A 21855-nucleotide genomic window follows, 5' to 3' on the forward strand; every position below is an offset into this window, starting at 1 on the left:
GGTGCGCCCGCCCTGGCCACACCGTTATGTTGAAGCCCGCCGGGCAGGAGCCAGCGATGCGTGCCGCGAGGACCGCGCTCCGTACTGTAGTTTCACGTTCGGGTCGCCGGCGGCGGCGGATAGGAGTCGGATCGTGGTCCAGGCATACATCCTCATCCAGACGGAGGTCGGAAAGGCCCGTGACGTGGCCGCCGCAATCGACAAAATTCAGGGAGTCGTACGCGTCGACGCGGTCACCGGCCCCTACGACGTGGTGGTGCTCGCCGAGGGCCACAGCGTCGATGAACTCGGTCGGATGATTGTGAGCAGAATCCAGTACGTCCCGGGCATCACGCGTACCGTGACCTGCTCCGTGGTAAATCTCTGACATGGTGGACGTGGAGACCCGGACCGAACAGCAGCCCCCCGCGAAGGACCCCGCCGTCCGCAGTGCCGCCCTCTGGGCGACCGTCGTGGCGGTGCCGGTGGCCCTCCTCGTCGGACTGATGATCTTCTTCCAGGTGCTCCCCGGAGGCGAGGCGAAACCCGCCGCGTCGGCCACGGCCACCCAGCCCGCGGCGGTGCCGGCAACCCCGGTGCAGATGGCCGCGCCGAAGCTCGCCGCGGGGCCGGCCCAGGTATGCCTCGCGGTGACGTCGCAGCTGCCGGTCAAGGTGCGCGACCTGCCGGCGCGGAAGGTCAGCGCGGGGCCGGAGCAGAACGCCGCGTACGGCGAGCCGCCCATCACGGTGGCCTGCGGCGTGACCCAGCCGCAGACCTGCAAGTCCCTCGGCGAGACCGGCTCGGGCTGCGTACCGATGGATTCCGAGCTGCTGAACATGAACCGGGTCTGCTGGTACGCCGATCAGCAGCCGGCCGCCACGGTATTCACCACGATGGACCGCGAGGTTCCGGTGCGGGTGACGGTGCCGAAGCAGTACGAGCAGTCGGCACAGTGGGCGAACGAGTTCTCGGACGTGGTGGTCGAGACCGACAAGTCGATCAGCAAAGGCGTCCCCAGCGGCTGCGTCTGACGCCGCCCGGCCGGCTTCGTCCGGCCGGCTTCGTCCGGCTGGCGCCGCCCGGCTAGTGCAGGCCGGTGCCGCGGCGGAGTGCCGTGCGGATCAGGCGGTCGACGACCTTGGGGTAGTCCAGCCCGGTCGCGGCCCACATCTGCGGGAACATCGACGTCGGCGTGAACCCCGGCATCGTGTTGATCTCGTTGAGCAGCACCTCGTCGTCGGCCGTGACGAAGAAGTCGACGCGGGCGAGCCCGGCGCAGTCGAGCGCCGTGAACGTGCGGCACGCGTACTCCTGCACCTGGCGCGCGACGTCCGGCTTGAGGTCCGCGGGGATTTGGTACGGCGTGCCGTCCCCCAGGTACTTCGCGTCGAAGTCGTAGAACTCGTCGCCCGTCGTGCTGACCATGATCTCGGCGAGCAGGGAGGCCTCGGGCGCGCCGCCCGCCTCGCCCTCGAGCACCCCGCACTCGATCTCGCGCCCGACGATGGCCGCCTCGACCAGCACCTTCGGGTCGACCTGGCGGGCCTTGGCCACCGCCTCGTCGAGCCGGGACCAGTCGGTGACCTTGCTGATCCCGTACGAGGATCCGGCCCGCGAGGGCTTGACGAAGACCGGAAGCCCGAGCCGCTCCTTGTCGGCCTCGGACAGTGAGCAGCCGGCCCGCAGCACCGCGTACGGCCCGACGGGGATGCCCTCGGCGGCGGCGAGCTTCTTGGTGAACTCCTTGTCCATGCCGGCCGCCGAGGCGAAGACGTTCGCGCCCACGTACGGGATGCCGGCCATCTCGAGCATGCCCTGGATGGTGCCGTCCTCGCCGTACGCGCCGTGCAGCGCGGGGAATACGACGTCCACGCCGGACAGCACTCCGACCCCGTCGGCCGGGTCGACGACCATCAGCCCGGAGGACGTGGGGTCGGCGGGCAGCACGACGGCCCGGCCCGACTCGGCGGTGATCTCCGGCAGCCGGCTGCCCTCGATGGCGAGGTGCGCCGGGTCGTCGCCGGCGAGCACCCAGGCGCCTTCGCGGGTGATCCCGACGGGCACGACCTCGTACTCGTCGGGGTCGAGGGCGGCCAGGATGCTGCCCGCGCTCACGCACGAGATGGCGTGCTCGGTGCTCCGCCCACCGAACACGATCGCCACGCGGGTTTTGCGAGGGGTCGTCATGGAAAGGGCCTCTCGTTGCCGGACGTCGCTACGCTGCCTGCCGCGCGGGCTGCGGGCATGCCGGGGGTGACCCTACTCTGCGTAGACCACTTTCCGGATACGGCGGGCGCCGGGACGGCGGATGAGGACGCGGAGTCGATGAGACCGACACTGCACGTGATCGCCTGGCACGGTCCGGGACGTTTGGCAACCATGGGACACCCCCGCGGCGGCAACCTCCTGGCCGCCGAGATGGCCGGCCTGGCAACCGCCGGCGTGGACGTGATCGTCTCGGCCCTGATGCCCGGCGAGGAGCGACGCCTCGGCCTCACCGGCGCCGCCCGAGCAGCGGCCGCCGCGGGCATCCAGCACGTGGCCTGTCCGATCCCCGACCGCGGCGTGCCCGAAGACGTCGTGGCCCTGGGGGTACGCCTCGCCGCCCACGTCCGCGCAGGCCGCTTCGTGGTGGCGCAGTGCTTCGCGGGCATCGGCCGCTCGACCCTGCTCGCGGGCGTGACGTTGGTGATGCTGGGCGTCCGCCCGGAGCGAGCGCTGGGGATGGTGGAGGCGGCACGCGGCCTGCCGGTCCCGGGCAATGAGGCACAACGCCTGTGGCTCCACGACTTCGCCGCCGCACACGGTGGCTTCACCGGCGGAAATCCGGTGGGTCGTGGCATTTCCGCCCCTCCTCACCGCGCGCCCGGCTGCCTAGCGTTGCCCGCATGCACATACAGATCGTCCTCTTCGACGGCTTCGACCCCCTCGACGTGATCGCCCCGCTCGAGGTCCTGCGCGCCGCCGGCGCCTCGGTGGAACTGGTCTCCGCGGACGGCCCGCGCACCGCGCCCGCGGACGGCTCGTGGAGCGTGCCCAGTGGCATGGCGGGCGTGTCCCTGAGCGCCGTAGCACCCGTCGCGCCCACGGATTGGTTGCTCGTCCCCGGCGCCGCGGGCTCCTCGGAGGAGGAGATCACCGGCCGGCTGGCGGCGACCTTGCGGACTCCCCTGCCCGGGCTCGTCGCGGCGGCCCTGGCCGATCCCACGGTCAAGGTGGCCACGGTCTGCGGCGGCGCGCTGATCCTCGCGATGGCGGGCCTGATCACCGGCCGCGCCGCGGTGACCCATCACGACGGCATGCCCGCCCTGGCGGCGGCCGGGGTACGCGCGATCGACGCCCGCGTCGTCGACGACGGCGACCTCGTCACGGGCGGCGGGGTCACGTCCGGACTCGACGTCGGCCTGTACCTCGCGGAGCGCGAGATCGGCGCGCACGCCGCCCGGACCGTGGAACGACTCCTGGCGTACGAGCGCCGAGGCGTCGTTTGGCGCGACCCCGTGCCGGCATGACCTGCCGGCCCGCCGACCGACGCCAACCCCCGCATGCCGGCGGCAGGCTCGCAGGACGGCAAGCTCGGCTGCCCCCGTGGCAGCCGAGCCCCGTTGCCGTCGGGCTGCACCAGCCCGACGCCATCGCCCTCAGCGACTCACCGCCCGCCGGACAGCCACATCACGCATCTGCCGCTGATAGAGCAGCCCACCGAGCCCGGTCACGGCCAGCGAAACAACCACCGCCGCCGCATACGGCAGGTCACGGGTAAGCACCTCGCCGCTCCCCCCGAGCCCCAGCAACTCCTCCGAGACGATCCCCGGCAGCACAGCCGGAAGCACCACCAGCAACCCACCCCCGGCCCCGAACCGGTAGAACCCCGCCGCCGCGGCCGCTCCGGAGACGAAGAACGCCAGGCACGTCGGCACGAGATGGCCGAACTCGCTCAGGGCCACGGCCGGTGACCAGGCCGGATAGCCGGCGGACACCGCACCCACCGCCGCGTTCTCCAGCCCGTGGCCCAGCGGCACCAGCACTCCCACCCCGAGACACACCAGCACGCCGAAGACCGAGCCGCCGACGATCAGCGCACGGCGGGTGACACCGGCCGCCGCGAAGTGGCGCAAGTGGCTCACGACCAGCATCACGCCCAGCACGCCCAGCCAGTACTTGACCGCCGAGCCGGCCACGAACATCCACAGGCTGAAGGCCGGGTCCGCGACGGTGCCGAGCACGGCGTCGCCGATTCCCACGCCGACGAGCAATGTGGCGCTGGTCCACAGGAAGACCGGCCTGTATCTCCGCAGAAGGCTGCCGAGGACCGTACGGGTGTTCATCGGGCTGCCTCCGAGGTGAGGTGGACGAAGAGGTCCTGGATGCCGACCGGGGCGATGCTGAGGCCGGCCTGCTCGGCCCGCTTCTCCTCTTCGTCGCCCAGCCCTCCGTAGAGGGTCGCCTGGCGGACGCTGCCGAGGCTCTGGGTGCCGAGCACCGTACGCCCGGAGACGAACGTCTCCACCGCCTCGGCCGGACCGGTCACCGCGACGCCGCGGGACCGGAAGGTGTCGGTGTCCTCCTGGACCACCAGCCGCCCACGGTCGATGATGACCACCTCCTCGAAGAGGTCGGCGACCTCCTGGATGAGGTGGGTGGAGAGGACGATCGTGCGCGGGTGGGCAAGGTAGTCGTCGAGCAGCTCGCGGTAGAACGCGCTGCGCGCTGCGGCGTCCATGCCCAGATAGACCTCGTCCAGCAGGGTCAGCGGGGCGCGGCAGGCGAGGCCGAGGACGACGCCGAGGCTCGACCGCTGCCCCCGCGACAGCGCGGACGCCCTGGTGCGGCGGTCCAGGCCGAACACGTCGAGCAGGTGGGCTGCGTAGCCGGCGTCCCACCGAGGCCGCAGGCGGGCGTGGAAGTCGAGGATCCTGCCGATCCGGTCACCCTCGGGCACGTCGAGGGTGTCTCGGATGAAGACGGTGTCCCGCATGGTCCGGGGGTTCTCGAAGGGGTCCTCGCCGTCGACGCGCACCGTGCCGCCGTCGGCCTTCCGATACGCCGCGAGCACGCTGAGCAGGCTGGTCTTGCCGGAGCCGTTGCGCCCGAGCAGGCCGTAGATCTTGCCCGGGGGCAGCTCCACGGTGAGGCCCGAGACGGCCGTCGTGGCTCCGTATCGGACCGTCAGGTCGCGCACCGAGACGGTGGGGATCATCGGGGCCCTCCGTCGATGTGCTTCTTGATCTCCTCGATCGAGACGCCGATCATCCGCGCCTCGGCCAGCATCGGGTCGACGACCTCGGCGAAGAACCGCTTGCGCCGCTCGTCGCGCAGCTTCTGGCGGGCGTCCGGGCTGACGAACATGCCGATGCCACGCTTCTTGTAGAGCACACCGTCGTCGACGAGCTGGGCGAAGCCCTTGGCGGCCGTGGCCGGGTTGATGCGGTAGAAGGCCGCGTACTGATTCGTGGACATGACCTGGCCGTCCTCCTCGAGTGCCCCACTCAGGATGTCGTTCTTGATGCCTTCGGCGATCTGCAGGTAGATGGGGCTCCGGTCGTCGAACACGCCGAGCCTCCCTATCTCTGTGGTTCGCTACTCATGTAATGAACCATAGAGGCTGCCCGCTAGGGTGGCAACCATGACGACGGACACAAGCGACCTCGACGCGGCCGCCGAGCGGGCCGGCGTCCTGCTGGACCGGGGACAGCGGGCGTACGAGCAGGGCCGGCTCGAGGAGGCGATCGACCACCTCGAGGCAGCCGTGGAACCGGCCCGCAATGTGCCGCAGGGCCTGGGAAGCGTGCTGTACAGCCTGGGCGGTGCGTACATCACGGCTCGCCGTTTCACCGAGGCGATCACCGTGCTGACCGAGGCGCTCGCGGTGTACCGGGAACTGTCAGCGGACGCCCTGGTCGCGGACGTACGCGCGCGGCGCGGCATGGCCCACGCCCTGGCCGGGGCGGGCGCCACGGCGGTCACCGACGTGCAGGCGGCCATCATCGGCTTCGTGCGCCGGGCCGCCCTCGACCGGTTCGACGACGACTACGTGAGCCTCAGCCGGGTGCTGATGCTCAGTGCCGACGCGCTCGGCGCGTACGGGGATCCGACCATCGGGCTGACCGCCGCCCAGACCGGGCTGACCCTGTGCGTCGACGGCATCCGCGCGGGCGGGATCACGCCGGACGGCGCCCTGCACAGCGCGATGGTGCGCGCCCTCAGCGTGGAACGCGAGCTGCTCCACGCCCTGGACCGCCCGGACGAGGCCGGCAACGCCGAGGGCACGCTGCAGTGGCTCGGCGCCGAGCCGTCGCCGACCCTCGTGGCCGAACGGCTGGCCGGGGACAGCCCGGGGCTCCTGCTGCCCGTCGCGGATGCGGTGGCCACGACCGGCGATCCGCAGCTGGCGGCCCTGCTGCTGGGCGAGCCGGTCGGACCGCTGTGCGTGCCGGCGTTCCGGGTGCCTCCCCCGCTTCTGACCGAGGCGGGCCTGGCCGCCGCCGACGCCGCCGTCCGCGTGATGCCCGGCGACCCCGACGCCGCGGTCCGCCTCGGCCTCGAGGCCCACTTCCTGCTCGACGTCGCCCACGAGGACCGGCCGCCGGAGGACGCGGTCCGCACGATGTGGTCCGGAGTCCTCGACCGGATGCGCGCCCAGTGTGAAACCGACGGGGACACCGCGCTGGCGGCCGATCTCGCCGCCTGCGGCAGGCGCCTCGAGGCGGCTTAGGCAGCCGCGAAGGTCTGTGGCAGCACGCCCTCGTCCCACAACCGGTCGAGGTGCGCGAGGAAGCCGATCAGGCTGCGCTCCAGCTCCCGCCGCTCACCCGCGCCGAGCGCGGCCAGCGGATCCGAGAACACCAGGCCGTCCGGGTGCTTCGCGCGCGTGCCGACGAACCGATGACAGGCCGAACACCAGACGTAACTCACCAGGGTGGGCCGGCGGGCGTTCTCCGGAGCATTCACGTACGCCCGCACACTGCGCCGACCGCAAGCGGGACACTCCCGTTCCCCAGGAGCGGCGAAGAAGCTCTCGCCCTGCGCCAGCGCGGTGACCTCGGCTCCGCTGAAACTGCTCCACTCCATGCGGAGAACCGTAGATCAGGCGCCGTCGAGGGCGGCCGTGAGATCGGCGATGACGTCCGCCGTGTCCTCGATGCCGCAGGAGAGCCGGACGAATCCCGGCGGGGTGTCGTCGCCCCACTGCGCGCGCCGGTCCGCCGTGGTGTGCAGGCCGCCGAACGACGTGGCGGCGAACACCAGCTCCGAGGTCGTCAGGAAGCGCGCCACCCGCTCGGCGCTGCCCAGGTCGAACGAGACGATGCCGGGGATCCGCCGCATCTGGCTGCGCGCGACCTCGTACGACGCGTCCGAGGCGAGCCCCGGCCACCGCAGCCCGGTCACGTCCGCGCGGCCGGAGAGCAGCTCGGCGACGGCGGCAGCATTGGCGCTCTGCCGGGCCAGTCGCAGGTCGAGCGTGGCCAGCGACCGGTGCGCCAGCCAGCAGTCGAAGCCGCCCGGGATGCCGCCGGTCTGCGCCCGCCAGGTGGTCACCCGTTCGATCAGTGCCTCGTCCTGGGTCGCCACGTAGCCGAGCAGAACGTCGGAGTGGCCGGTGAGCGCCTTGGTGCCCGAGGCGACGACCAGGTCGGCGCCGAGCTCGAGCGGGCGCTGGCCCAGCGGCGTCGCCGTCGTGTTGTCCACCGCCACGAGGGCCCCGGCCGCGTGCGCCGCGGCCGACACGGCACGCACGTCGCAGACGTCCAGGCCCGGGTTGGCCGGGGTCTCCAGCAGCACCAGGCGTACGCCCTCGAACGACGGGTACGGCCCCGCGGTCGGCACCAGCACCGTCTTGACGCCCAGGTCGCGCAGCGCGCCCTCGGCGAAGGCGCGGACGGTGAAGTAGCCGTCGGACGGCACCGCCACCGTGTCCCCGGAGCGCAGCACCGACAGCAGCAGCGCCGTGATGGCCGCCTGCCCGCTGGCGAAGGCGCGGACGGTGCCGCCCTCCAGCTCACCGATCGCGGCCTCGAGCGCGCGCCGGGTCGGGTTGTCGGGCCGCCCGTACCCGTTCTCCGCCGGGCCGTCGACGGGGTCGAGGTGGTACGGCGCCGCGAGCACGGGACCGGGTAGGAACGGCTGGCCGGGCACCGGGGCCGGCAGCCCGGCATGCACGACCCGCGTGCCGTCGCCCTTCCCGGTCATTCGGGCTTCATCTCGCGGCCCATGAGCAGCTTCACCGCCACCCGGGGATCCACGCCCTCGTGACAGACCCGCTCGACCTGTTCGGTGATGGGCATCTCGACGCCGTGCGCGCGGGCCAGGTCGCGGATCGCCAGGCAGCTCTTCACGCCCTCGGCGGTCTGCTTCGTCGACGCCTGCGCCGCCTCCAGCGACTCGCCGCGGCCGAGGTGCTCGCCGAACGTCCGGTTCCGCGACAAGGGCGACGAGCAGGTGGCGACGAGGTCGCCCAGCCCGGCGAGCCCGGCGAAGGTCATCGGGTCGGCGCCCAGCGCCACGCCCAGCCGCGCCGTCTCGGCCAGCCCGCGGGTGATCAGCGAGGCCTTCGTGTTGTCGCCCATGCCCATCGCGCTCGCCATGCCGTACGCCAGCGCGATGACGTTCTTGACCGCCCCGCCCAGCTCGCACCCGATGACGTCGTCGCTGGTGTACGGCCGCACGTACGGCAGCGCGATGGCCTGCTGCACGAGCTGGGTACGGCCCGGGTCGATGCCGGCCACCACCGTCGCGGCCGGCTGCTCCGCGGCGATCTCCGGGGCGAGGTTGGGTCCCGAGACCACCACGACGCGCTCCGGCTCGACCCGCGCGGTCTCGATGATGACCTCGCTCATCCGCTTGGTGGTGCCGAGCTCGATCCCCTTCATCAGCGACACGAGCGTCGCGTCGGGCGGCAGATGACCGGCCCAGTCGGCGAGGTTGCCGCGCAGGGTCTGCGACGGCACCGCCAGGAAGACGAATTCGGCGCCCTCGAGCGCGGCCGCGAGGTCGCTGGTGGCGGTCACGCGCTCCGGCAGCTTGACGCCGGGCAGCGACACCTCGTTGATCCGGTATTCGCGGATGGCGGCGGCGACGGACTCGCGCCGCGCCCAGATGGTCACCTCGGAGCCGGCGTCGGCCAGGACCTTGGCGACGGCCGTGCCCCAGGCGCCGGCGCCCAGCACCGCGGAGCGCCTCATGCCGACCGCTCCGTCGGACCGGTGACCCGGCGCGCGGGCGCGTAGAGCTCCGGTGGCGGCGCTTCCTGGCGCAGCTCCGCGAGCAGGTCACGGGTGGCCAGCTGGATCGCCTCGGTCATCTGCTCGAGCACCGCCTTGGTCGGCGCCTCGCCCTTCCAGTGGCTCAGGTCGACCGGTTTGCCGACGCTGACGCTCACCGGCCGGCGTGGCTTCAGCGAGATCTTCTTGGTCCGTACGTCGTGCACCTGCTGCGACCCCCAGGTGGCCATCGGCACGACCGGGGCACCGGTCAGCAGCGCGAGCCGCGCGGCGCCGGTCTTGCCGCGCATCGGCCACAATTCCGGATCGCGGGTCGTCGTGCCCTCCGGGTAGATCACCACGACGCCGCCCTCGCGGAGGGCCTCGACGAGGCTGTCCAGGGACTTCACGGCCTCCACACTGCCGCGTTCCACCGGGATCTGCCGGGTCTTGCGCAGCATGAACCCGACGAAGGGCACCTTCCAGATGCTCGCCTTGGCCAGGAAGCGGGGCCACCGCCCCGCGGCGTAGATGACGTGCGCCACCAGCAGCGGGTCGAACTGCGACATGTGGTTCGGGGTGATGATCACGCCACCGCCCGGCGGCATGTTCTCCAGGCCGTACCAGCGACGCTTCGTCCAGACCTTGAGGGTCGGCAGGACCAGCACCACCGCCAGCCGCCGCCAGAACCCGAGCCTGCGCTGCCCCACGGTCTCTCCTCCGTCCCCCACACCCTGGATCGAAATCATGCCTGCTCGTGGTCGCCGGAGCCAGGCCGGGTCCGGCCCGGTCCGGCGGCGCCGCACGTCGAGCGCGGGAGCGGCCGCACGGGGTCCCGATGGTCAGGACGGCACCATGGTCGCTGGGGGTGGCGGCGCGGCGTCCCGGTGGCGGACGCGTCCCGGCGCGCCGGTGGCAGGATTGTCGGCGTGTCAGGTGCGGACTGGACGGCGGTCGTTCCCGTCAAGCGTCTCAGCGCGGCCAAGAGCCGGCTGCGCGGCGCCGTGCCCGACGCCTGGCACGAGGCGCTGGCGCTGGCCATGCTGCGGGACACCGTCGCGGCGGTGGGCGGGTGCGAGCAGGTCGGCGAGGTGCTGGTCGTCACCGACGACCCGGCGGCCGCCGCCGCGGTGCTCGCCCTGGGAGCGCGGGTGGTGCCCGACAGCCCGGCGGCCGGGCTCAACGAGGCGATGCGCTTCGGCGCGGACGTGGCGGTGGGCACCGGGCGCCGGCGGGCGGTTCTGGCCGGGGACCTGCCGGCACTGCGGCCGTACGAGCTGGGCAGCGCCTTGTTGAGCGCGGGCGGCGGGCGCAGCTTCGTCGCGGACGCCGCCGGCACCGGCACGGTGCTGTTGACGGCCGGCCCCGGCACGGCCCTGGACCCGCGCTTCGGCGTCGGCTCGGCCACCGCCCATGCCGCGTCCGGCGCCGAGCCGCTCACCGGCGACTGGCCCGGGCTGCGCCAGGACGTGGACACCGCCGCCGACCTGCGGACCGTCCTGGAGTTGGGCGCGGGCCAGCACACCTGCGCGCTGCTGCGACACCTCGGCCTGGTGACAGGGTGCGTGCCGGCCGGCCCGTCCCGGTAGCGTGCACCTCATGCAGGGCACGATCGCCACGTTCGATCCCCAGACGCGCACGGGCACGCTGCTGCTCGACGACGGCAGCGAGATGCCGTACCCGGCCGCGGCCTTCGACGCCTCCGGGCTGCGCCTGCTCCGGCTGGGCCAGCGGGTCACCGTCGAGGTGGGGCCGGACGACGGTGTGATCAAGATCGGAGTTCCCGGAATCTCCTGAGCTTTGTTCATTTCCCGTTAACCCCGGACGGGCAATGATGGAGTGGTGACCAGCCCACCCCGGACACCCGAGTCCACCGTGCCCGCGACGACGACTCGCCGGCGCGGCCCGGACGGAAAGTTCCTCCCGCGCGGCGCGTCCGGGGCCGCGGGGGTGGCTGATTCCGAGCCGACCGCCATCGAGCCGACGGAGCCTGCCGTGACGACCGCTGCCCCGCGCCCTGCCGATTCCCCGGCCGAGCGCGACGAGCTGCCCGACGACCGCTTCCTGAACCGCGAGCTGTCCTGGCTCGACTTCAACGCCCGGGTGCTGGCCCTCGCCGAGGACCCCGAGACGCCGCTGCTGGAGCGCGCCAAGTTCCTGGCGATCTTCGCGAGCAACTTGGACGAGTTCTACATGGTCCGGGTGGCCGGGCTGAAGCGGCGCCTCAAGGCGGGCCTGCCGATGCGCGGCGGCGACCGCAGCTCGCTGCGCAACCAGCTGGAGATGATCAACGAGCGCGCCGCGGACCTGGTCACCCGGCACGCCGCCTGCTTCGCCGAGGAGGTACGCCCCAAGCTGCAGGCCGAGGGCATCGAGCTGGTCAGCTGGGCCGAGCTCGACGCGCCGGAGCGCGAGCGGCTGCGCACCTTCTTCCGCGAGCAGGTCTTCCCGGTGCTCACCCCGCTGGCCGTGGACCCGGCGCACCCGTTCCCGTACATCTCCAGCCGCTCGCTGAACCTGGCCGTGGTGCTGCGCGACCCCGAGGACAGCAGCGGCGAGCTGTTCGCGCGCATCAAGGTGCCCAACAACGTCTCGCGCTTCGTGACGGTGCAGAACGACAGCCGCGGGGTGCGCTTCCTGCCCGTGGAGCAGCTCATCGCCGCACACCTGGATCAGCTCTTCTCCGGAATGAAGATCCTGGAGTGGCACCTTTTCCGGGTCACCCGCAACGCGGAGGTGGAGGTCGACGAGGACCGGGACGAGGACCTGCTGCAGGCCCTCGAGCGCGAGCTGGCGCAGCGGCGCTTCGGCCCGCCCGTCCGTCTCGAGGTCGCCGCCTCGATCAGCGACCACGTCCTGGATCTGCTGGCCCGCGAGCTCGACATGAACGACGAGGACGTGCTGCGGGTGCCCGGCCTGCTCGACCTCTCGGCACTGTGGCAGGTGTTCGGCGAGGTCGACCGCGACGACCTCAAGGACCGCCCGTTCGTCCCGGCGACCCACCCGCAGCTGGCCGACGGCGAGGTGCCGCGCAGCGTCTTCAACCGGCTGCGCGAGTGCGACATCCTCGTGCACCACCCGTACCACTCGTTCTCGACGAGCGTGCAGCGTTTCATCGAGCAGGCGGCCGCCGATCCCCACGTGCTGGCCATCAAGCAAACGCTCTACCGCACCAGCGGCGACTCCCCGATCGTCGACGCGCTGGTGGACGCGGCCGCCGCGGGCAAGCAGGTGGTGGTGCTCGTCGAGGTCAAGGCGCGTTTCGACGAGGTGGCCAACATCGGCTGGGCGCGGACCCTGGAACGGGCCGGCTGCCACGTGGTCTACGGGCTCGTGGGCCTCAAGACGCACTGCAAGACCGCTCTGGTCGTCCGCCAGGAGGGCAACCAGATCCGGCGCTACTGCCACATCGGCACGGGCAACTACCACCCCAAGACGGCCCGCCTGTACGAGGACTTCGGCATGCTCACGGCCGATCCGGAGATCGGCGCGGACGTCACGGATCTGTTCAACGTGCTCACCGGCTACAGCCGCCAGACCGCGTTCCGCCGGCTCCTGGTCGCGCCGCACGGGGTGCGCAGGGGCCTGATCGAGCGGATCGACGAGCAGGCCCGCATCGCCCGCGAGGGTGGCGAGGGTCTGGTGCAGTTCAAGGTGAACTCGCTCGTGGACGAGGAGACCTGCGACGCGCTGTACCGGGCCTCGCAGGACGGCGTGAAGGTCGATCTGGTCATCCGCGGCATGTGCGCCCTGCGGCCGGGCGTCCCGGGGTATTCCGACAACATCCGGGTCCGCTCGATCGTCGGCCGGTTCCTGGAGCACTCCCGGGTGTTCCGCTTCGGCGCCGGCGACGACGCCGAGTATTGGATCGGCTCGGCCGACCTGATGCACCGCAATCTCGACCGGCGCGTGGAGGCCCTGGTGCGGGTCACACTGCCGTCCGCGCAGGAGGACCTGCGCAGTGTGCTGGAATTGGCCATGAGCGACGAGAGCGAGGGCTGGGACCTCGACGGCGAGGGCACCTGGCACCGGCGGCCGGCCAACCCGGCCCAGCCCCACATCCACCTGCAGGAGGCCCTGCTGCGCCGGGTCATCGGCAAGGCGGTCTGACGCGGTGACGCAGACAGTTCGCGCCGCCGGCGGGGTGCTCTGGCGGCCGGCCGGCGACGGGGTCGAGTTCTGCCTCGTGCACCGGCCGTACCGATCGGATTGGAGCCTGCCCAAGGGCAAGCTCGACGGCTCCGAGCATTCCCTGGCCGCGGCGGTGCGCGAGGTGCTCGAGGAGACCGGCGTACGCGCGGAGCCACAGCTGCGGCTGCCCGAGGTCGCCTACACGTTGCCGGACGGCGTACCCAAGACGGTCGACTTCTGGCTGATGCGGGCCGGCGACGGCCCGGCGGCGGACCCGCAGGATCCCACCGAGGTCGACGCCGTGGTGTGGCTGCCGCCGCGGGAGGCCCTCGCCCGGTTGACCTATCCCGACGATCGCCGGCTGGTCGAGCACGTCCTCGGGCTGCCGCCGGTGACCGCCGTGACGGTGCTGGTCCGGCATGCGCACGCGGGCAAACGCAAGGATTTCGCGGGCCACGACGCGCTGCGGCCGATCGACGACCGGGGGCGGGCGCAGGCGGAGACGCTCGGCGTCGCGGCGGCCCTCTTCGCGCCGCGGCAGCTGATCGCCGCCACCCCGCTGCGCTGCCGTCAGACGCTGGAGCCGCTCGCGCGCACGCTCGGGCTGCCGATCGTGACGGACGGGGCCTTCGCCGAACCCGGTGACCCGGAGGAGATCCCGGCCCGGGTCAAGGTCGCGGCGGCGCGGATCGTCGAGCTGCGCGACGGCGAGCGTACGGCCATCTGCAGCCAGGGCAAGGTGATCCCGGACCTGCTGGCGCTCCTGGACGGCGCGGAGGATCCGGAGCCGTACAAGACCCCCAAGGGCGACGGCTGGGTGCTCAGCTGGTCGGGCGACCGGCTCGTGGCGCTGAGCCGGATCTGACGCCCGCGCCACGGCCCGTCCGGCGCGGCAGGGGCGGCGGCAGCGGATCCGCGCGCCAGAGGCCGATCAGGTCGCCGGTGAGCCACCGGGCCCGCCACAGCTCGTCCTGCCGTGGTTCCCAGTCGCGCAGCGGCAGCAGCGCGACCCGCCACGCCAGTACGGCGGTCAGGTACCAGCCGTAGATCGGCACCAGGCCGAGGACGGCGTCGCGGCGGCGGTACGAGCCGTGCGGCGCCAGCAGCACGACCGCGCCGGCGGACACCGCCCCGGTGACGAGCCAGTCGAGCACGCCCCATCCGGTCCAGCGCTCGGCGGCGTCGCCCAGCGTCCAGCCGGGTACGACCGCGGCGGCGAAGACGGCGGCGGCGATCAGGGACCGGCTCACCAGGCCACGCGGCCGGGCCGGATCGCGCCCCGGCTCGCGGCGGGGTGTGCGGAATCTGCGATCCATGCTGCGGACCGTAGGCTCAACGGCCGCTGTGGCGCCGGAACACGCGAAAGGCGTCCACCGGACGGGTGGACGCCTTTCGTCTCGTCAGCGTGCCGCTGAGCGGTTGCTTCAGCGGGTCTTGCGCGGCGCGGAGGTGCGCGCCGTGGTGGCCTTGGTGGCCGGCGTGGCCTTGGCGGCCGCCGTGGTCTTGCGGGCGGTCGTCTTCTTGGCCGGTGCCGACTTGGTGGCCGCCGACTTGGTGGCCGTCTTCTTCGCCGGCGCCGCCTTCGTGGCAGCGGTCGTCTTCTTGGCCGGTGCCGACTTCGTGGCGGTCGACTTGGCCGCGGTGGCCTTGGTAGCCGTCGACTTGGCCGCCGGGGTGGCCTTGGCCGTGCCGGCCGTCTTCTTCGCCGCGGTGGACTTCGCCGCGGTGGCCTTGGTGGCGGTCGCCTTCGTCGCCGTCGCCTTGGTGGCCGTGGTCTTCTTGGCAGCGGTGGTCTTGGCCGCGGCCGTCTTGGTGGCGGTCGACTTGGCCGGAGTGGCCTTCGCCGCCGTGGTCTTCCTGGCCGCCGCCGTCTTGGTGGCGGTCGCCTTGGCCGGGGTGGCCTTGGTGGCAGTGGCCTTCGCCGCCGCGGTGGTCTTCTTGGCGGCGGCGACCTTGGCCACCTTGCCGCTCGCGACCATCTCCCGGAAACCCGTGCCGGGCTTGAAAGCGGGGACGGACGTCTTCTTCACCTTGACTGGTTCGCCGGTGCGCGGATTCCGAGCCGTACGCGCATTCCGCGCGCGCTTCTCGAAGACACCGAAACCGGTGATGGCAACGCGGTCGCCCTTGGTGACGGCGGTCTGCACCTCGCTGATGACCGCGTCCAGCGCCGCTGTCGCCGTTTTCCGGTCCCCCAGTCGGGCGGCGAGCGCCTCGATGAGCTCGGCCTTATTCACGGTTTTCCTCCCGAACGTGAGAACTGACGCTTGGTCACGCACGGGTTCGCACCGTCGCAACAAGCATCATCGGCCCAATGCGAGCCATTCTGCGCGCACCGTATGCCCTCTGACCAGCAGACACAAACATTGGCCGGAAAAAAAACCGTTGTGTCGCAACGAATTCGCCCCCGTCGAGGGACCGACGGGGGCGAAAAAGCCTGCACTGACAGGGTTTTCGGGCCTCAGACCACCACCGGCTTGAAGGCCGGCCGGGTTTGCTCGTACGAGGTGATGTCGGCCTCGTTCCGCAGGGTCAGTCCGATGTCGTCGAGGCCCTCCATGAGGCGCCAGCGGCTGAAGTCGTCGATCGGGAAGCCCCACGCAGCGTCGTCCACGCGCACCTGACGCTCGCCGAGGTCGACCGTGATCCGCTTCTCCGGCTCGCTCTCGGCCATGTCCCAGAGCGCCTCGACGGCTTTCTGGTCGAGCTGCACCGGCAGCAGTCCCTCCTTGAGGGCGTTGCCGCGGAAGATGTCGCCGAACCGGGCGGCGATGACGACCTTGAAACCCCAGTCCCGCAGGGCCCAGACGGCGTGCTGCCGCGACGAGCCGGTGCCGAAGTTGGGGCCGGCGACCAGGATCGTGGCCCCGGCGTGGGCCGGGTTGTTGAGTACGAACGACGGGTCGTCGCGCCAGGCGCTGAAGAGCCCGTCCTCGAAGCCGGTACGGGTGACCCGCTTCAGGTAGACCGCCGGGATGATCTGGTCGGTGTCCACATCGGAGCGCCGCAGCGGCATGACCTTGCCGGCGTGGGTGGTGAACTTGTCCATGGCTGGTTCCTTCGGCTCTACAGGTCGGCGGGGGCGGCCAGCTTGCCGGCCACGGCGGTGGCGGCGGCGACCTCGGGCGAGACCAGGTGGGTACGCCCGCCCCGGCCCTGCCGGCCCTCGAAGTTGCGGTTGGACGTGGAGGCGGCCCGCTGTCCCGGGCTGAGCGTGTCCGGGTTCATGCCCAGGCACATCGAGCAGCCGGCGAAGCGCCACTCGGCGCCCGCGTCCAGGAAGATCTTGTGCAGCCCCTCCTGCTCGGCCTGCTCGCGGACCTGGTACGACCCCGGCACGATCATCATCCGGACGCCCTCGTGCACCTTGCGCCCGCGGATCACCTCGGCGGCGGCGCGCAGGTCCTCGAGGCGCCCGTTGGTGCACGAGCCGACGAAGACCACGTCGACCGGAACCTCCTTGAGCGGAGTGCCGGCCTCGAGGCCCATGTACTCCAGCGCCCGGCGGGCGGCGTTGCGCTCCACCTCTTCGACGAACTCCTCCGGGTCCGGCACCCTGCCGTCGAGGGCGGCGCCCTGCCCGGGGTTGGTGCCCCACGTGACGAACGGGCTGATCGCCGAGGCGTCCAGGATCACCTCGGTGTCGAACTCGGCGTCCTCGTCGGTGACGAGCGATTTCCAGTAGTCGACCGCGGCGTCCCAGTCGGCACCCTTCGGCGCGTGCTCGCGGCCCTTCAGGTAGGCGAACGTGGTCTCGTCGGGCGCGATCATGCCGGCCTTGGCGCCCCACTCGATCGACATGTTGCAGATGGTCATCCGGCCCTCCATGGAGAGCCTGCGGATGGCCTCGCCGCGGTACTCGACGATGTGGCCGTTGCCGCCGCCGGTGCCGACCTGGGTGATGAGCGCGAGGATCAGGTCCTTCGCGGTGACGCCGGGACGCAGCTCGCCGACGACCGTGACCGCCATCGTCTTCGGCTTGGCCTGCGGCAGCGTCTGGGTGGCGAGCACGTGCTCGACCTCGCTGGTGCCGATGCCGAAGGCCAGGGCGCCGAACGCGCCGTGGGTCGCGGTGTGCGAGTCGCCGCAGACGATGGTCGTGCCGGGCTGGGTGAGGCCGAGCTGCGGGCCGATCACGTGCACGATGCCCTGCTGCTCGTGACCGAGCGAGCGGATCTGCACGCCGAACTCGGCGCAGTTCTTGCGCAGCGTCTCGATCTGGGTGCGCGAGGTCGTGTCCGCGATCGTGAGGAGGTCGCCGCGGCGGGTGTTGAACGCCGGGTCCGCGTACCCCGTCGGGGTGTTGTGGTCCTCGGTCGCGAGCGTGAGATCGGTGCGCCGGACCCTGCGCCCGGCCAGGCGCAGGCCGTCGAAGGCCTGCGGGCTGGTCACCTCGTGCAGCAGGTGCAGGTCGATGTAGAGCAGATCAGGCTCACCCTCGGCAGCACGCACCACGTGGTCGTCCCAGACCTTCTCGGCCAGGGTCCTCGGCTTCGGAGTGACTCCCACCATCTGGACATCCTAAATTCTGGGAGGTATGTTTCGGCTTGTGGGACACAGTATGAGCGGTGTCGGCGTTCTCGACAAGGCGGTGGTCATCCTCGCGGCCTGTGTCGACGGCGCCAGCCTGGCCGAACTCGTCGACCGCACGAAGCTGCCGCGGGCCACAGCGCACCGGCTGGCCCAGGCCCTGGAGATCCACCGGATGCTGGTCCGGGACACCCAGGGACGCTGGCGGCCCGGACCGCGGCTCGGCGAGCTGGCGAACGCGGCCCCCGACGTCTTGCTGACCGCGGCGGAGCCGCTTCTGGCCGCACTGCGCGACGCGACGGGCGAAAGCGCCCAGCTCTACCTGCGCCGTGCGGACGAGCGTATCTGCGTGGCCGCGGCCGAGCGGGCCAGCGGACTACGCGACACCGTCCCGGTGGGCTCCGTGCTGCCCATGGTGGCCGGTTCCGCGGCGCAGATCCTGCTGGCGTGGGAACCGCCGGAAGCCGTGATGCCCCTGCTGCCACGCTGCAAGTTCACGGGCCGCACCCTGGCGGAGGTCCGCCGGCGCGGCTGGGCGCAGAGCGTGGCCGAGCGGGAGCCGGGTGTGGCGAGCGTCTCGGCCCCGATCCGCGACCGTACCGGCCGGGTCATCGCGGCGATCTCGATAAGCGGGCCGATCGAACGCCTCGGACGCCGTCCCGGCGAACGGCACGCCATGGCCGTCGTACGGGCGGGACAGCGCCTCAGCGGCCTGTAGGGGGCCGCTCAGAGCTCCCAGACCGCGTTGTCGTGGGCGAACACGACCCGGGCGGGGTCGAACTCCAGGAGCCGTGCGATCCACGCCGGAGCGACCGGCAGCGGCGGCTCCACCCCCTGCCCGGCCGCCCGGTGCGCCAGGACGTCACCGGTGAACGCCGTCGCATGGTCGTGGCTCTGCCCCGCGACGATCACCGTGCCGTCACCGCGCCGCACGACGACGGATTGGTGGCCGGCGGTGTGGCCGGGAGTCGGCACGATGACCACACCCGGCAGGATCTCCGCCTCGCCGTCGAGTTCGGCGTACGAGGTGCCGGGCGAGTCGATCAGCTCCGGCAGCGTGTGGCCTTCCGCATGGCGCGCGAGGTCGAGCTCCACCCGTTGCGTGAAGATCGGCCGCCCGGGCAGCAACGGGTTGCCCCCGCTGTGGTCGAAGTGCAGGTGGCAGTTCACAACGTACCGGATGTCGGGGAGTCCGACCCCGACGGCGCCGAGCGCGTCCGCCAAGGGGATGCGCCGCGGCCGATAGTGGGCGTCGACCTCGGGATGCGCGCCCATGCCGGTGTCGACGAGCAGCAGGCCCCCGGGATGGTCGACCAGGTAGCCCAGACAGGGTTCGACCCGCGGCGAACCGGTCCGAGTCTCGGAGGCCGGGCGGACGAAATAGCCGAAGTCGACCCGGCGTACGCGAAGATCCGTCACACTGTCAGTGTCCCGCACAAGACAAACGGCCCGTGTCCAGCGACACGAGCCGTTGATGCTGGTAGTCCCGAAGGGATTCGAACCCTCGCTACCGCCTTGAGAGGGCGGCGTCCTAGGCCGCTAGACGACGGGACCAGGCCTTGCCTTTGTTGCTCTTGCTCGGTCTTCCCGCTCCAGCAACGGTGCTGAACTCTATCAGAAGTCCAGCGCCGCCGATCTCGCGGGGAGACCGTAGCGCTGGGGTACCAGGACTCGAACCTAGACTAACTGAACCAGAATCAGTCGGGCTGCCAATTACCCCATACCCCATTGGTACGGCTTGCCGTACCGAGTGAGAACTCTACCCGAGCCCATGGTGCCCACCAAATCGGGGCACCACATGGCGTTTCCGTAACCTCGTGACTACGGCTTGAGCGTGTGAGCGTGGTCGCGCCGGGCAAGCATTCGCAGCCCGCACGCCTCCACGCCGTCCTCGACGCCCTGTCAGTGATCCCCTCGCCCCGACCATGTCCACGATCCGCCGCAGCCGGGCGGCGGCCGCCATCCGGCGTTGGTCTCGATCAGCTATGGCCCCGGGCAGGCTCGCCGGCCCGCCCAGGCAACCGTCACGACCTCCACCTGCGCAGGAAGCGCCGCCTTGGCCAGGCGACCCCGGGTTGCGGCGTACGCCTGATGCTCGACGGCATCAGTCGAGCGACACGACCGGATTACGCAGTTCGCCGATTCCCTGCACGCTGACCGACACCGTCTCCCCGGCCACGATCGGGCTGACCCCGGCCGGGGTGCCGGTGAGGATCACGTCACCCGGCAGCAGCGTCATCACGTGCGACACGTACGAGATCAGGGTCGGCACGTCGAACACCATGTCCTTGGTACGGCCGAGCTGGCGTACCTCCATCTCCTCGGGGTTGCGACCCACCTCGCACCGCACCTCGAGGTCGCTGACGTCCAGCTCGGTCTCGATCCACGGGCCGAGCGGGCAGAACGAGTCGAATCCCTTGGCCCGCGTCCACTGCGGGTCGCTGCGCTGAAGGTCCCGCGCGGTGACGTCGTTGCCGACGGTGTAGCCGAAGATCGCCTTCTCGGCACCGGCCCGGTCCACCCGCCGGGCGCCGCTCGCGCCGATGACGACGGCCAGCTCGGCCTCGTGCTCCACCTGCTGGGTGACCGGCGGGATCCGGATCGCGTCGTGGGGACCGATCACCGAGGTCGAGGGCTTGATGAAGATCAGCGGCTCCTTGGGCACCTCGTTGCCCATCTCGGCCGCATGGTCGGCGTAGTTGCGCCCGACCCCGATCACCTTGCTCGAGAAGATCGGCGCGAGCAGCCGGACGTCGGCCAGGGCCCAGCGCTGACCGGTGAAGCGGACGTTCTGGAACGGGATGCTGTCGATCTCGGCGATGGTCAGACCCTGGGCGCCCGACAGCGCCTCACCCTCGACGACCCCGAACGACACGCCACCGGCATGAACAAAACGAGCGAAACGCACGGATAACCCCATCCATCGAAAGCCTGCACGCAAGGACGAGGCTACGCGGGAGGCCCGGGCGAAGCCTCGTTCGGGCGTTCCTCACACCCGGCCCCGCCAAGGCTCGATAGGACTGGACCGGCTGGATACGCTGGTGCGATGGGGATCAGCGAGACACACGCGCTGACCACAGTGCTGCCCAGCATCAGCTGGATCCCGCTGGCCCGCGCCCACGCGGAGCGCGCCGACGAGATGACCGCCGGCCACCGCGCCCGCCGCGCCACCGGTGAGAAGCACGCGATAGAGGACTTCCTCTACGACTACTACGGCACCCGCCCGGCCCAGCTACGCCGCTGGCACCCCGGCGTCGGCACCGGCCTCGCCCCGGCCCCCGACGGCCTCGCCGAGCAGGCGACCTGGAAGTTCTACACCACCGGCCCCGACGGCGTGGTGACGCTGGACGTCGAGGCATACATGCACGCCCGCGGCGAAAGCGTCCGCTACATCCACGGCCTCCTCACCGCAACGGCGTCCCGCCCGGCCTTCTCCGGCTGCTTCGGCCTGCACGAGTGGGCGATGGTCTACCGCCAGCCCGAACACCGCCACTCCCTCCCGCTGCGCCTGGGCCAGGCCGAGACCGACAAGGTCGTCGAGGAGCACCCGATCCGCTGCACGCACTTCGACGCCTTCCGCTTCTTCACCCCCGAAGCGGTGGGCCTCAACCGCCTCCAGCCGACCCGGGCCACCCAGGTCGACCTCGACCAGCCGGGTTGCCTCCACGCGGCCATGGACTGTCACAAGTGGGCGAGCAAGCTGGGCCCGGCGGTCCCGGGTGCGCTCGCGCTCGACTGCTTCGCCTTGGCGGGCGACATCCGCCTGCTCGACATGCAGGCCAGCCCCTACGACCTCAGCTCCTACGGCCAGCCGCCGGTGAAGATCGAGACCCCGGAGGGCAAGGCCGAATACGTGGCCCGGCAACGGGAATTCGCCCGGCGCGCCGCGGCCCTGCGGGCCCGGCTGATCCGCGTCTGCGAGGAACTGCTCGGTCCCGCACTCGCTGCGGAGAACCGCGAGGCCGTGGCTCCCCACAACACCTGACTTTCCCGTACGCCCGACGACCTCGCG

25 protein-coding genes and 2 tRNA genes are annotated in these 21855 nt (G+C 71.7%); 11 read left to right on the forward strand and 16 right to left on the reverse strand.

Translation table 11 applies throughout. The features are described from left to right. Positions 1-133 precede the first annotated feature (133 nt). Both ACIBO8_RS23425 and ACIBO8_RS23430 read left to right on the forward strand, forming a co-directional pair. Positions 134-367 (forward strand): Lrp/AsnC ligand binding domain-containing protein, encoded by a 234-nt coding sequence (locus tag ACIBO8_RS23425; protein WP_366153814.1) that lies wholly within the window; start codon positions 134-136, stop codon positions 365-367. 1 nt (position 368) lies between these two features. Continuing rightward, positions 369-1013, forward strand: coding sequence for a DUF3515 family protein (locus ACIBO8_RS23430; protein ID WP_396117393.1), 645 nt, complete (start codon positions 369-371; stop codon positions 1011-1013). A 52-nt stretch (positions 1014-1065) separates the two neighbouring features. On the opposite strand, the gene ACIBO8_RS23435 is transcribed toward ACIBO8_RS23430, so the two are convergent. Continuing rightward, complete coding sequence (locus ACIBO8_RS23435; protein ID WP_396117394.1) at positions 1066-2169, reverse strand: D-alanine--D-alanine ligase family protein; 1104 nt, start codon at positions 2167-2169, stop codon at positions 1066-1068. A 192-nt stretch (positions 2170-2361) separates the two neighbouring features. On the opposite strand from ACIBO8_RS23435, the gene ACIBO8_RS23440 reads away from it, so the two are divergent. Further along, positions 2362-2919: a tyrosine protein phosphatase gene (locus ACIBO8_RS23440; RefSeq protein WP_396117395.1), complete on the forward strand. Its 558-nt coding sequence runs from the start codon at positions 2362-2364 to the stop codon at positions 2917-2919. Continuing rightward, entirely contained in the window at positions 2871-3494 is a 624-nt protein-coding gene (locus tag ACIBO8_RS23445; RefSeq protein ID WP_396117396.1) for a DJ-1/PfpI family protein, read from the forward strand. Before ACIBO8_RS23440 ends, ACIBO8_RS23445 begins: the two co-directional genes overlap by 49 nt. A 129-nt stretch (positions 3495-3623) precedes the next feature. Here ACIBO8_RS23445 and ACIBO8_RS23450 read toward each other — a convergent pair whose 3' ends face one another. The 3 genes from ACIBO8_RS23450 to ACIBO8_RS23460 are packed head-to-tail and all read right to left on the reverse strand — an operon-like array spanning position 3624 to position 5535. Further along, entirely contained in the window at positions 3624-4310 is a 687-nt protein-coding gene (locus ACIBO8_RS23450; RefSeq protein ID WP_396117397.1) for a hypothetical protein, read from the reverse strand. Then, on the reverse strand, positions 4307-5182 hold the full coding sequence (locus ACIBO8_RS23455) for an ABC transporter ATP-binding protein (protein ID WP_396117398.1): 876 nt from the start codon (positions 5180-5182) through the stop codon (positions 4307-4309). The genes ACIBO8_RS23450 and ACIBO8_RS23455 overlap by 4 nt, the downstream gene beginning before the upstream one ends. Then, positions 5179-5535, reverse strand: coding sequence for a GntR family transcriptional regulator (locus ACIBO8_RS23460; protein WP_396117399.1), 357 nt, complete (start codon positions 5533-5535; stop codon positions 5179-5181). Before ACIBO8_RS23460 ends, ACIBO8_RS23455 begins: the two co-directional genes overlap by 4 nt. 73 nt (positions 5536-5608) lie before the next feature. Here ACIBO8_RS23460 and ACIBO8_RS23465 point away from each other — a divergent pair, with 73 nt between their 5' ends. Next, positions 5609-6697, forward strand: coding sequence for a tetratricopeptide repeat protein (locus tag ACIBO8_RS23465; protein WP_396117401.1), 1089 nt, complete (start codon positions 5609-5611; stop codon positions 6695-6697). Here the strand turns inward: ACIBO8_RS23465 and ACIBO8_RS23470 are convergent. The 4 genes from ACIBO8_RS23470 to ACIBO8_RS23485 are packed head-to-tail and all read right to left on the reverse strand — an operon-like array spanning position 6694 to position 9892. Continuing rightward, a complete protein-coding gene (locus ACIBO8_RS23470) occupies positions 6694-7053 on the reverse strand; it encodes a hypothetical protein (protein WP_396117403.1) in 360 nt (119 codons plus the stop codon). The genes ACIBO8_RS23465 and ACIBO8_RS23470 overlap by 4 nt on opposite strands. A 15-nt stretch (positions 7054-7068) precedes the next feature. Continuing rightward, positions 7069-8172 carry a cystathionine gamma-lyase gene (locus ACIBO8_RS23475; protein WP_396117404.1) on the reverse strand — a complete coding sequence of 368 codons (1104 nt, stop codon included), beginning with the start codon at positions 8170-8172 and terminating at the stop codon, positions 7069-7071. Continuing rightward, positions 8169-9164, reverse strand: coding sequence for an NAD(P)H-dependent glycerol-3-phosphate dehydrogenase (locus tag ACIBO8_RS23480; protein ID WP_396117405.1), 996 nt, complete (start codon positions 9162-9164; stop codon positions 8169-8171). The genes ACIBO8_RS23475 and ACIBO8_RS23480 overlap by 4 nt, the downstream gene beginning before the upstream one ends. Beyond that, complete coding sequence (locus tag ACIBO8_RS23485) at positions 9161-9892, reverse strand: lysophospholipid acyltransferase family protein (protein WP_396117406.1); 732 nt, start codon at positions 9890-9892, stop codon at positions 9161-9163. The genes ACIBO8_RS23480 and ACIBO8_RS23485 overlap by 4 nt, the downstream gene beginning before the upstream one ends. A 219-nt stretch (positions 9893-10111) precedes the next feature. On the opposite strand from ACIBO8_RS23485, the gene cofC reads away from it, so the two are divergent. The 4 genes from cofC to ACIBO8_RS23505 are packed head-to-tail and all read left to right on the forward strand — an operon-like array spanning position 10112 to position 14178. Beyond that, positions 10112-10771 carry a 2-phospho-L-lactate guanylyltransferase gene (cofC, locus tag ACIBO8_RS23490; RefSeq protein WP_396117407.1) on the forward strand — a complete coding sequence of 220 codons (660 nt, stop codon included), beginning with the start codon at positions 10112-10114 and terminating at the stop codon, positions 10769-10771. Between the two features lie 10 nt (positions 10772-10781). Then, positions 10782-10979, forward strand: a complete 198-nt coding sequence (locus ACIBO8_RS23495; protein ID WP_396117408.1) for a cold-shock protein — start codon at positions 10782-10784, stop codon at positions 10977-10979. A gap of 45 nt (positions 10980-11024) precedes the next feature. Further along, positions 11025-13292, forward strand: a complete 2268-nt coding sequence (locus tag ACIBO8_RS23500; RefSeq protein WP_396117409.1) for an RNA degradosome polyphosphate kinase — start codon at positions 11025-11027, stop codon at positions 13290-13292. A 4-nt stretch (positions 13293-13296) separates the two neighbouring features. Then, a complete protein-coding gene (locus ACIBO8_RS23505) occupies positions 13297-14178 on the forward strand; it encodes an NUDIX domain-containing protein (RefSeq protein ID WP_396117410.1) in 882 nt (293 codons plus the stop codon). Here ACIBO8_RS23505 and ACIBO8_RS23510 read toward each other — a convergent pair. The 4 genes from ACIBO8_RS23510 to leuC all read right to left on the reverse strand — a co-directional run bounded on the left by ACIBO8_RS23510 (position 14135) and on the right by leuC (position 17825). Beyond that, a complete protein-coding gene (locus ACIBO8_RS23510) occupies positions 14135-14629 on the reverse strand; it encodes a hypothetical protein (RefSeq protein ID WP_396117411.1) in 495 nt (164 codons plus the stop codon). The genes ACIBO8_RS23505 and ACIBO8_RS23510 overlap by 44 nt on opposite strands. A gap of 108 nt (positions 14630-14737) precedes the next feature. Beyond that, complete coding sequence (locus ACIBO8_RS23515; protein WP_396117412.1) at positions 14738-15550, reverse strand: HU family DNA-binding protein; 813 nt, start codon at positions 15548-15550, stop codon at positions 14738-14740. 224 nt (positions 15551-15774) lie between these two features. Next, on the reverse strand, positions 15775-16362 hold the full coding sequence (gene leuD / locus ACIBO8_RS23520; protein ID WP_396117413.1) for a 3-isopropylmalate dehydratase small subunit: 588 nt from the start codon (positions 16360-16362) through the stop codon (positions 15775-15777). A 17-nt stretch (positions 16363-16379) separates the two neighbouring features. Further along, on the reverse strand, positions 16380-17825 hold the full coding sequence (gene leuC / locus ACIBO8_RS23525) for a 3-isopropylmalate dehydratase large subunit (RefSeq protein ID WP_396117414.1): 1446 nt from the start codon (positions 17823-17825) through the stop codon (positions 16380-16382). Positions 17826-17874: 49 nt separating this feature from the next. Here leuC and ACIBO8_RS23530 point away from each other — a divergent pair, with 49 nt between their 5' ends. Continuing rightward, complete coding sequence (locus ACIBO8_RS23530; protein WP_106125738.1) at positions 17875-18561, forward strand: IclR family transcriptional regulator; 687 nt, start codon at positions 17875-17877, stop codon at positions 18559-18561. 8 nt (positions 18562-18569) lie between these two features. Here ACIBO8_RS23530 and ACIBO8_RS23535 read toward each other — a convergent pair whose 3' ends face one another. The 4 genes from ACIBO8_RS23535 to ACIBO8_RS23550 all read right to left on the reverse strand — a co-directional run bounded on the left by ACIBO8_RS23535 (position 18570) and on the right by ACIBO8_RS23550 (position 20751). Continuing rightward, positions 18570-19262, reverse strand: a complete 693-nt coding sequence (locus ACIBO8_RS23535) for an N-acyl homoserine lactonase family protein (protein ID WP_396117415.1) — start codon at positions 19260-19262, stop codon at positions 18570-18572. A gap of 59 nt (positions 19263-19321) precedes the next feature. Continuing rightward, positions 19322-19397: transfer RNA gene (locus ACIBO8_RS23540), tRNA-Glu, on the reverse strand. A gap of 102 nt (positions 19398-19499) precedes the next feature. Then, positions 19500-19571: transfer RNA gene (locus ACIBO8_RS23545), tRNA-Gln, on the reverse strand. Between the two features lie 376 nt (positions 19572-19947). Next, a complete protein-coding gene (locus ACIBO8_RS23550; RefSeq protein WP_396117416.1) occupies positions 19948-20751 on the reverse strand; it encodes a fumarylacetoacetate hydrolase family protein in 804 nt (267 codons plus the stop codon). A gap of 138 nt (positions 20752-20889) precedes the next feature. Between ACIBO8_RS23550 and ACIBO8_RS23555 the strand changes: the two genes are divergently transcribed. Further along, a complete protein-coding gene (locus tag ACIBO8_RS23555) occupies positions 20890-21828 on the forward strand; it encodes a 3-methyladenine DNA glycosylase (protein WP_396117417.1) in 939 nt (312 codons plus the stop codon). Positions 21829-21855 lie beyond the last annotated feature (27 nt).

The organism is Actinoplanes sp. NPDC049681 (genome assembly GCF_044465265.1).
Classification (GTDB): Bacteria; Actinomycetota; Actinomycetes; order Mycobacteriales; family Micromonosporaceae; genus Actinoplanes.

Excerpts from the sequence above, each read along its gene's own strand:
- ACIBO8_RS23465 (WP_396117401.1), top strand. The coding sequence starts at position 5,609 with ATGACGACGGACACAAGCGACCTCGACGCGGCCGCCGAGCGGGCCGGC.
- ACIBO8_RS23480 (WP_396117405.1), bottom strand. The coding sequence starts at position 9,164 with ATGAGGCGCTCCGCGGTGCTGGGCGCCGGCGCCTGGGGCACGGCCGTC.
- ACIBO8_RS23495 (WP_396117408.1), top strand. The coding sequence starts at position 10,782 with ATGCAGGGCACGATCGCCACGTTCGATCCCCAGACGCGCACGGGCACG.
- ACIBO8_RS23440 (WP_396117395.1), top strand. The coding sequence starts at position 2,362 with ATGGGACACCCCCGCGGCGGCAACCTCCTGGCCGCCGAGATGGCCGGC.
- ACIBO8_RS23445 (WP_396117396.1), top strand. The coding sequence starts at position 2,871 with ATGCACATACAGATCGTCCTCTTCGACGGCTTCGACCCCCTCGACGTG.
- ACIBO8_RS23455 (WP_396117398.1), bottom strand. The coding sequence starts at position 5,182 with ATGATCCCCACCGTCTCGGTGCGCGACCTGACGGTCCGATACGGAGCC.
- ACIBO8_RS23530 (WP_106125738.1), top strand. The coding sequence starts at position 17,875 with ATGAGCGGTGTCGGCGTTCTCGACAAGGCGGTGGTCATCCTCGCGGCC.
- ACIBO8_RS23555 (WP_396117417.1), top strand. The coding sequence starts at position 20,890 with ATGGGGATCAGCGAGACACACGCGCTGACCACAGTGCTGCCCAGCATC.
- leuD (WP_396117413.1), bottom strand. The coding sequence starts at position 16,362 with ATGGACAAGTTCACCACCCACGCCGGCAAGGTCATGCCGCTGCGGCGC.
- ACIBO8_RS23435 (WP_396117394.1), bottom strand. The coding sequence starts at position 2,169 with ATGACGACCCCTCGCAAAACCCGCGTGGCGATCGTGTTCGGTGGGCGG.
- ACIBO8_RS23470 (WP_396117403.1), bottom strand. The coding sequence starts at position 7,053 with ATGGAGTGGAGCAGTTTCAGCGGAGCCGAGGTCACCGCGCTGGCGCAG.
- ACIBO8_RS23475 (WP_396117404.1), bottom strand. The coding sequence starts at position 8,172 with ATGACCGGGAAGGGCGACGGCACGCGGGTCGTGCATGCCGGGCTGCCG.
- leuC (WP_396117414.1), bottom strand. The coding sequence starts at position 17,825 with ATGGTGGGAGTCACTCCGAAGCCGAGGACCCTGGCCGAGAAGGTCTGG.
- ACIBO8_RS23450 (WP_396117397.1), bottom strand. The coding sequence starts at position 4,310 with ATGAACACCCGTACGGTCCTCGGCAGCCTTCTGCGGAGATACAGGCCG.
- ACIBO8_RS23430 (WP_396117393.1), top strand. The coding sequence starts at position 369 with ATGGTGGACGTGGAGACCCGGACCGAACAGCAGCCCCCCGCGAAGGAC.
- ACIBO8_RS23510 (WP_396117411.1), bottom strand. The coding sequence starts at position 14,629 with ATGGATCGCAGATTCCGCACACCCCGCCGCGAGCCGGGGCGCGATCCG.